Below are 8,374 nucleotides of genomic sequence, written 5' to 3'. Positions count from 1 at the left end.
GAGCTAATCCTCCAAAAGTGGTGACCCGTACGGGATTCGAACCCGTGTTACCGCCGTGAAAGGGCGGTGTCTTAACCACTTGACCAACGGGCCAATAAAATGGCAGAGAAGAAGGGATTCGAACCCTCGCACCGCGTTAGCGATCTACTCCCTTAGCAGGGGAGCCCCTTGAGCCACTTGGGTACTTCTCTGTATGGCTCCGCAGGTAGGACTCGAACCTACGACCGATCGGTTAACAGCCGATAGCTCTACCACTGAGCTACTGCGGAATAAGAAAGACAATTTACATCTTATAAAAATTCATATTGTAAGTCAAGTCATTTATACAACATCTTGTACAAACGTGACATGTTTATAATATACTGGATTGATTTTTAACTGTCAAGGTGTTTTTTATCTCTTTTAATTTCCCCTTACACTTTCCGCAAACATATCTTTTTGTATTGATTTGACGCCTTCTTAAATATTGAAGCGTACATTCCATGCATTCATACACATGTGTTTTAGGCTCTGTTCTCTCACCTGTTATTCTCTTACAAAATCTAGGGGCTCCAACCTCTTTTAATAACTGACGAAAATCTCGATCTCGATGTTGATACCCTCTCCCCATAATGTGCAAATGATAATGGCACAACTCATGCTTAATAATGCCAATTAATTCTTCTTTTCCATACACTTCGTAATGACGATAGTTTAATTCTATATTATGACTTCTGAGCAAATACCTTCCACCAGTTGTACGTAGTCGTTTATTGAACATTGCTTTATGTAAAAAAGCCCTCCCGAAATATTGCAACGATATTTCTTCTACAAGTCTTTGAATTTCTTTTCCATTCATTTTCATCCCCCTAAAAACTAAAAATAAACTTACACTTTTCTTCTTTCTTATACATATATTAAGTAGTACATATACCCATCCTCATTCAAAAAGCGCAACTTCTATGAACTAGCCTCTTCCACATCTATTCATGGAACTTCGCTAACCAAACTCTTATAAGCAGTTCCTAAGATTGAGCTTTTCACTTACTTTGAATCTTATCTTAGTGTGTAGGGAGCTGCTTGTTAGAGCCGGATTAAACAAGGAGGGATTCTTATGCCTACATGGCTCCGAAAACAAATGCAACGCGCATATTTCGAAAAAAACCGGTATCAAATTAAGTTGTTAAATGAGTGCTGGTTTTATTATAGCAGAACGCATCAAAATTCCTGATAAAGTGAATGTTTAATCAGTGGGGGCTGAAGAACCCCCACTATTTAAATTTTTACTAACATCCGTTCATGAAAAAAAGCAATGTTATACCTACTTCCATCATTATTCAATAGGTAACATCGATAAGGCAACACGCCCTTTCTTCATATCAACATCATCTACCCATACTTTTACAATCTGCCCGACAGACACCACATCTAACGGATGCTTCACAAACTGTTTGCTCAGTTTAGAAATATGTACTAAACCATCTTGTTTCACACCAATATCAACAAATGCACCGAAGTCAACAACATTTCGCACCGTTCCTTCTAACTCCATACCGCGCTTTAAATCTTCTAATTTGAGAATTCCCTTTTTCAAAAGTGGCTTTGGCAATTCATCACGCATATCTCGTTCTGGACTAATTAAAGCATCTATAATATCGATTAATGTCGGCTCACCAATATTCGTCGCTTGAGATAATTTAGAAAGCTCCACTCCTTCTAAACACTTTTGCAAATGCTGTTGTCCTACATCATCAATCGATAATCCTAAACTTTTTAATAATAATTCAACATTTTTATACTGCTCTGGATGAATACTTGTTCTATCAAGTGGATTTTCACCTTCTAATATACGTAAAAACCCAATACATTGTTCATACGTTTTAGCACCTAATCGTGGTATTTTCTTTAATTCTGTACGCTTAGTAAATTTCCCGTCTTCTTCACGTTTGTTTACAATATTTTTCGCAACTGTTTTTGATAATCCAGAAACGTATTGTAATAGTGCTACAGAGGCCGTATTCACGTTCACTCCTACTTGGTTAACAGCTGTTTCCACAACAAATGTTAATGATTCATTTAATCTCTTTTGTGATACATCATGTTGATATTGTCCTACCCCAACTGATTTCGGATCAATTTTCACAAGTTCTGCAAGCGGATCTTGTAGACGTCTTCCAATCGAAACGGCACTTCTTTCTTCAACTTGCAAATCCGGAAATTCTTCACGAGCTAAATCAGAAGCTGAATATACACTAGCACCCGCTTCGTTGACAATAATATAAAATACATCTTGTGGCACTAATTGTAAGACATCCACTATAAACTCTTCTGTTTCCCTAGAGGCTGTACCATTTCCAATCGCAATCATCTGAACTTGATATTTATCTATAATAGAAATAACTTTTTCTTTTGCATCTTCATACTTCCGAACAGGTGGATGCGGATAAATAACACCAATATACAGAACTTTCCCTGTATCATCTACCACTGATAACTTACAACCTGTTCGATACGCAGGATCTACCGCTAATACCACTTTCCCTTTCATTGGTGGCTGTAATAATAAATTACGTAAATTCTCAGAGAAAATATGAATTGCTTGTTCTTCTGCTGTTTCAGTTAATTCTTTTCGAATTTCCCTTTCAATTGATGGCTGTATTAACCTCTTATATCCATCTTCAATCGCTAATTGTACATATTCTGCACTTTTAGAAGAAACATCCCGAATCACCTTTTTATGTAAAAAACGAACAATCTCTTCAACCGGTGAGACAATAGAAACTTTTAGAACCTCTTCTTTCTCACCACGATTCATGGCTAATACACGATGAGGTACAACCCTTTGCAACGGCTCTTCATAGCCGTAATACATCTCATATATATTTTTTTCATCTTTTTCTTCATCTTTTACAGAAGACGCAATCATTCCTTTTCTAAAGGTAACATTACGAATCCAACTACGATACGCCGCATCATCTGATACAAGTTCTGCAATAATATCCTGCGCACCTTGCAATGCTTCTTGGACAGATTGCACTTCTTTCTCAGCATTAACAAACTCTTTCGCCTTAGCTTTTGGGTCTTCTTTCGTAAACAGAAGTAACCATTCAGCTAAAGGCTCAAGCCCCTTATCCTTAGCAATCGTCGCTTTCGTTCTTCTTTTTTCTTTATACGGGCGGTACAAGTCTTCCACTTCTTGTAGTTTTGTTGCAGATATAATATGCTGATGCAACTCTTCAGTTAATTTTCCCTTTTCATGAATGAGACGAAGAACCTCCTCTTTTCGATCTTCAAGTTGCATCATATATTGCCATCTTTCTAAGATGGCACGAATTTGTACTTCATCTAAAGAGCCTGTCCATTCCTTTCGGTAACGAGCAATAAATGGAACTGTGTTACCTTCTTCTGTTAATTGAATCACATGACGAACCTGCTTTTCTGTAAAGCCTAATTCTTTCACTAACATTTTCATTAACCCTTGCCGATTATCTACCATTTCCATATACAACCGAAACCTCCTCTAATAAAAAAAGTTGCCCCTAAAAAAGAGCAACTTAAACTGCCGATTTAAAAATCTATTAGTCCTAAACTAATTTGTAAAGCTTCATCTACACGACTCATCATCACCTCATCTAAATGAGTGATTTTGTCCGTTAAGCGTTGCTTATCGATTGTTCGAATCTGCTCGAGCAAGATAACAGAATCCCTCTCAAACCCGTACTTTTTCGCATCAATTTCCACATGCGTGGGCAATTTTGCTTTCTGAATCTGTGCAGTAATAGCCGCTACAATCACAGTCGGACTAAAACGATTCCCGATGTCATTTTGAATGACAAGAACCGGACGAACGCCTCCTTGCTCAGAACCAACAACTGGGGAAAGGTCTGCAAAATACACGTCGCCGCGTTTTACAATCAAAATATTACCCCCCGCTAACTAAGCGTTCTACTGTATGAGCTGCTTCATACTCTGCTAAGAAAGCTTCAGATGCAATACCAAGATTAATTTTTCCCATTTCAATGTACCCACGTCGCATTGATTCATGTTGGTAGCGTTTCTTCGTCTTATGTTGACGCAATAACAGTTGTGTTGCCTGGCAAATTAGTTCATGGCGATTCTTATTCTCTTGTTTTCCAATTCCGTCCAATTCCGTTACCACTTGCTTCGGCAACCGAACCACGATTTCAGTAGTTACACTTGATTCGGACACAAAAATACACCTCCACCGTCAACTACACACCCAAATATATATGACACCTATTGTAATAATACCATTGTATGGAGCCTGTTGCAAAGACTTCCTTATTCCCTGTTTATGTTTTCCAATTCCCCAACAAAACATTCACTTTCATTTACTTTTTATCTCTTTCTTAACAGAAAACAATGCGAACCTTCCATTAATGGAGGCCTGCAACATTCACCGATAGTCAACCCCCCACGGATTATTTTTATAGGTCATAACCATTATTAAGATGTTTATTTATATATCATTTAAATAGTTTATTACTTTTACCACTTCTCCATGCCGTATGAATAAATGTTGGGTTCATCCCAAATGCTTTCAACCAACTCAGTTGCTCTAAAAAAGTGTTATACTGCTTATCAAAGTAAGATATCTCCACTTCATCCGCTGTTGCAAAATGCGTATATACCCCTTCCAATTCTAAAAACAGGGCATCTTCTAAGCTGTTCAAGAATTCCTTTAGCTCTTTACATTCACGAATCCCAATCCTACCCATACCACTATCGAAATTAATATGAAACTTCATAGGGAACGGGCTATCCCAAATTTCTATCGCCTCTTCAACCCATTCCTTTTGAAAAACAGTTAGCGCTACATCATTCTCAGCAGCAACATTCACATCACATGGCGGTGAAGGACCTATTACTAAAATTGATGCAGTAATCCCAGCTCACCTAAGCACTAGTGCCTCATCTAAAAAAGCAACTGCTAATCTTGTTGCACCTGCTTCTAGCGCTGTTCTTGCTACTGGAACATGGTCATGTCCATATGCGTTTGCTTTCACTACAGCAAAAATCTCTACATCTTCTGGTACAATTTCTTTGATGTTTGTTACATTGTTATAGATTGCATCCAAATTCACTTCTACCCACGTATCACGGTAAAATGCTGATTCTTCCATAAAAAGCACTTCCTTGTATACGATATGCGAAGCTCATTCTTTTATATTCATCTTTTTATGAAATCCATTCCCAAAGACAAAAAAAAACGTGGCGCATATATATCACCACGTCTAAAAAGTTTATTTCACCTGCTTTTCTGCAACAGAACGAGCTACCATTAACAGCTCATCTGTTTTCAAACCTTTAGACACGAGCATATATTCCACTCCATTATGAGACCATGTTAGTGAGTCTTTTGTTAGCGCTCCAATTGTAAAGCCTAGATCAACTAACTCTCCACTTACACTTATTGACGCTGAAGCTTCAGCAACCTTCGCCTTTTCTTGTATCAATGTAAAGGATTTCTTGTTTCCAGTGTATGTGAGTATCGCACGCTTGCCACTTGCCGTCTTTAACTCTTTCTCTTCGTTTAAAACCATCCCCTGCGGAGTATCACTTGGATATAGAACAGCAAATGGTTTATCTTCTTTCGCAGTCGTTTGCACATCTACTTGTGCCCGAGACATATTTTGTTTCGTATCAAATGCACCCTTATCAAACTTTGTATCAAACTTCACTTTTGAGAATTCTACTTTCACAAAAACATTTTGATCATTATCCATCAATTTTACCGAAACAGGAGCTAAATCACTTTTATTAAATTTAATTTCTTGCCTCGGTAGCATATTTTGATGGTGATAATTCGTTTTTGTCTGAAACACATAATATTTATCCGTTTTCTTAAATGAAAGATTTTTATCAGTTAAAATATCTCTTACAAGTGATTCATATAAATAAGCCTGACTGCTATTTTGCGGCCAGTCGCTTTGGAACCGAAAACTTTTATTAAGGGATGGTGTTAATACAAATACACCTTCATTATTTCTTAAAATGATTTGACTCTGATCCTTCTTCGCATTCTTCAAATTCACACGATAATAAGAAGGTTCCTTATGCCACACTTCCACATTATACTCTTGTGGTTCATTCCCCGTTTTAATAGATAATTTTGCTTCAGCTTGATAACTCTTCATATTCTTAACCTTCGCTTCTAAATCTCGCAAAACATCTTCCTGCTTCTTTTCCATACAACCTGCTAACACGAAAACGGTCAATAAACCGACAATAACTAAAAATAGCCGCCTTTTCATCATTTCATCCCCCTTGCCCCTATAAATGAATGGAAGATACTTCTTCCTTATCGCTAACTCAAATATATGAGACAAAGATATAAAATATGCAGACTAGCGTGACGAGCTTTCTAAAACAACCTGAGCCACTGCAAATTCTCTACTATGGCTAATTGATAAATGAACGATATGCTCCGTATTCGCCGTGAGAACTGGTTTACCTCTTTCATCATTTTTTATTTCAATATCTAAAAAACTCACCTCTTTCCCAATACCAGTTCCAATCGCTTTAGAGTATGCTTCTTTCGCTGCAAACCTTCCCGCTACAAATTCTACAAGACGATTTCCTTTTAATTCAGAAGCAACATTACGTTCTTCCTCAGTTAAAATACGTTCCATAAATTTAAGCTTTCCATCTAGCATTTTTTCAATTCGATTTAGTTCGATAATATCAATCCCAATCCCTATAATCATTTCAACAGTCCCCTTCTTCTATTTATCTTCCTTCATTCATATTGTAAGAATAACAGAGAATCTTTCTGATGCAAAAGGAGTGAAAATATAAAATGCCCATGACACGTATTCGGACTACCTTACAACCTGTCGTTCTCGCTTTACTTTGCTTGCAACTCATCATGATGATACTAGGAAATTTTTTCTTCTCTACTTTAGCTGCTTACAATGAATATATTTCTAAGGGAGAATGGTGGCGATTTATAACCTCACTATTTATACATGTAGATTTTCAACACTTTCTTTCTAATAGCATTTGTTTACTTCTTCTCGGTCAATCTATCGAAGAACAGCTAGGTAGCGTTCGCTTCCCTATTTTATTTCTCACAGCTGGCATTAGTGGCAATATTTTTTCTTATATGATTATGCCTATCGGGTATATTCATGCCGGTGCATCAGGTGGAATTTTTGGGTTACTTGGTGCACAGCTTTTCCTTTTATATAGCCGCTCTCAATCTTACCAGCCAAAAGAGTTAGTTTTCTTTTCTGCAATTATCTTTTTATTACTTCTTTTCACCTTCTTTAATCCTTCCGCTAACCCTATTAGCCATTTAACTGGATTACTAATCGGTGGCATTTGCACCCCATTTTTAACAAAAAAATCGATGGTGTAGAGCTTATTTAATAAAAAAGCTCCCACCATCGATTATTTCCACCTCTGGTTTTGTACCAAGATCTCGTACTAGTTGAAATACCGACTCATCCTTCTTTTTGGCTTCAATCATACAATCAATTCGCGAAACGCTACCTTTGATCTTCTGTAAAAATGATAAAAATGTGTCTACATTAATAAAATCTGCGTGTGCTCTAGGGTCATTTCCTTCTCTCGGGCTGGAAATATGCATTTTGATTGGCAATAAAGATGTTTTCCAAGTATCCACTACACGTTCCCAATTTTCATACCAATCTTCTTCATCGTTATTCATCATATGATGATGCAAATCAAACACAACCGGAACTGCCAATTTTTCACCTAAATATAATGTTTCTTTTAATGAAAAGGTCGTATCATCATTTTCTAACATAATCATTTCTTGAATACTCACAGGAACGTTTGACCAATTTTCAATAAAACGTTCTAACGCAAGCTCTTTATCATCATATCCACCACCAACATGTAACACACAGCGATGCCCTCGCTTTATCCCCATTCCTTTTAGCAACTTTCGATGCATTTGAAGCGTCTTTATTGACTGTTTAAAAATGTTTTCTTGCGGAGAATTCAATACAACAAAATGATCTGGATGAAAATCGAGCCTCATCTTCATCTGATGTGCAAATTCACCTAACGCTTTTAAATTCTCCTTTAAGGGACGAATATAGTTCCAATCCAGCAATTCTTCATGATTTGCTAAAGGAATTAATTTTGAGCTAAGCCGAAAAAAAGATATATCATGCCCCTTATTATGTTTTAATAGCCGCAAACAATTCTCTAAATTAGAATTAGCAATTCTCTCAAGTTTATGAATCGCCGCTTCTCGATCCTTCATACGCTGAAACTGCGCATATGTCATTGTTTGAGACGGAGATGCATTTTTCAAGTGTACACTCATTGCCACATAGCCAAGTCTTACAAGCATAAAACACCTCTTTTCTATACAACTTACTATGTAGTATGTACAATTACA

9 protein-coding genes, 3 tRNA genes and 1 pseudogene are annotated in these 8,374 nt (G+C 37.0%); 2 read left to right on the top strand and 11 right to left on the bottom strand.

The window, feature by feature from the left end; translation table 11 throughout:
• Positions 1-18 precede the first annotated feature (18 nt).
• From M014_RS0116825 to M014_RS0116810, 4 genes are all read right to left on the bottom strand, one after another.
• Positions 19-93, bottom strand: a tRNA-Glu gene (locus M014_RS0116825).
• A gap of 7 nt (positions 94-100) precedes the next feature.
• Positions 101-191: transfer RNA gene (locus M014_RS0116820), tRNA-Ser, on the bottom strand.
• A gap of 3 nt (positions 192-194) precedes the next feature.
• Positions 195-269 (bottom strand) — tRNA-Asn (locus M014_RS0116815).
• An 83-nt stretch (positions 270-352) separates the two neighbouring features.
• On the bottom strand, positions 353-838 hold the full coding sequence (locus tag M014_RS0116810; protein ID WP_026592776.1) for a SprT family protein: 486 nt from the start codon (positions 836-838) through the stop codon (positions 353-355).
• Between the two features lie 255 nt (positions 839-1,093).
• Here M014_RS0116810 and cmpA point away from each other — a divergent pair, with 255 nt between their 5' ends.
• Positions 1,094-1,210 (top strand): cortex morphogenetic protein CmpA, encoded by a 117-nt coding sequence (gene cmpA, locus M014_RS29275; RefSeq protein ID WP_090694145.1) that lies wholly within the window; start codon positions 1,094-1,096, stop codon positions 1,208-1,210.
• Between the two features lie 102 nt (positions 1,211-1,312).
• Here the strand turns inward: cmpA and M014_RS0116800 are convergent, their stop codons facing one another.
• From M014_RS0116800 to acpS, 6 genes and pseudogenes are all read right to left on the bottom strand, one after another.
• The gene (locus tag M014_RS0116800) at positions 1,313-3,481 is read right to left on the bottom strand and encodes a Tex family protein (protein ID WP_026592775.1); all 2,169 of its coding nucleotides are present in this window, start codon (positions 3,479-3,481) and stop codon (positions 1,313-1,315) included.
• A gap of 65 nt (positions 3,482-3,546) precedes the next feature.
• Positions 3,547-3,897, bottom strand: a complete 351-nt coding sequence (gene ndoA, locus M014_RS0116795; RefSeq protein WP_000635965.1) for a type II toxin-antitoxin system endoribonuclease NdoA — start codon at positions 3,895-3,897, stop codon at positions 3,547-3,549.
• 4 nt (positions 3,898-3,901) lie between these two features.
• Positions 3,902-4,189, bottom strand: a complete 288-nt coding sequence (locus M014_RS0116790; RefSeq protein WP_000004571.1) for an antitoxin EndoAI — start codon at positions 4,187-4,189, stop codon at positions 3,902-3,904.
• Between the two features lie 313 nt (positions 4,190-4,502).
• Positions 4,503-5,123 (bottom strand): annotated as a pseudogene (gene alr, locus M014_RS27115) (alanine racemase); the annotation flags it as partial.
• A gap of 120 nt (positions 5,124-5,243) precedes the next feature.
• Positions 5,244-6,191, bottom strand: coding sequence for a LolA family protein (locus tag M014_RS0116775; protein WP_026592772.1), 948 nt, complete (start codon positions 6,189-6,191; stop codon positions 5,244-5,246).
• A 156-nt stretch (positions 6,192-6,347) separates the two neighbouring features.
• Positions 6,348-6,707 carry a holo-ACP synthase gene (gene acpS / locus M014_RS0116770; RefSeq protein WP_026592771.1) on the bottom strand — a complete coding sequence of 120 codons (360 nt, stop codon included), beginning with the start codon at positions 6,705-6,707 and terminating at the stop codon, positions 6,348-6,350.
• A gap of 92 nt (positions 6,708-6,799) precedes the next feature.
• Between acpS and M014_RS28555 the strand changes: the two genes are divergently transcribed.
• Entirely contained in the window at positions 6,800-7,360 is a 561-nt protein-coding gene (locus M014_RS28555; RefSeq protein ID WP_081811071.1) for a rhomboid family intramembrane serine protease, read from the top strand.
• A gap of 3 nt (positions 7,361-7,363) precedes the next feature.
• Here M014_RS28555 and uvsE read toward each other — a convergent pair whose 3' ends face one another.
• Positions 7,364-8,326: a UV DNA damage repair endonuclease UvsE gene (gene uvsE, locus M014_RS0116760; protein WP_026592770.1), complete on the bottom strand. Its 963-nt coding sequence runs from the start codon at positions 8,324-8,326 to the stop codon at positions 7,364-7,366.
• Between the last annotated feature and the right edge of the window lie 48 nt (positions 8,327-8,374).

The organism is Bacillus sp. UNC437CL72CviS29 (assembly GCF_000482345.1).
Lineage (GTDB): Bacteria > Bacillota > Bacilli > Bacillales > Bacillaceae_G > Bacillus_A > Bacillus_A arachidis.
This window is presented reverse-complemented; position numbering and strand designations above follow the sequence as displayed.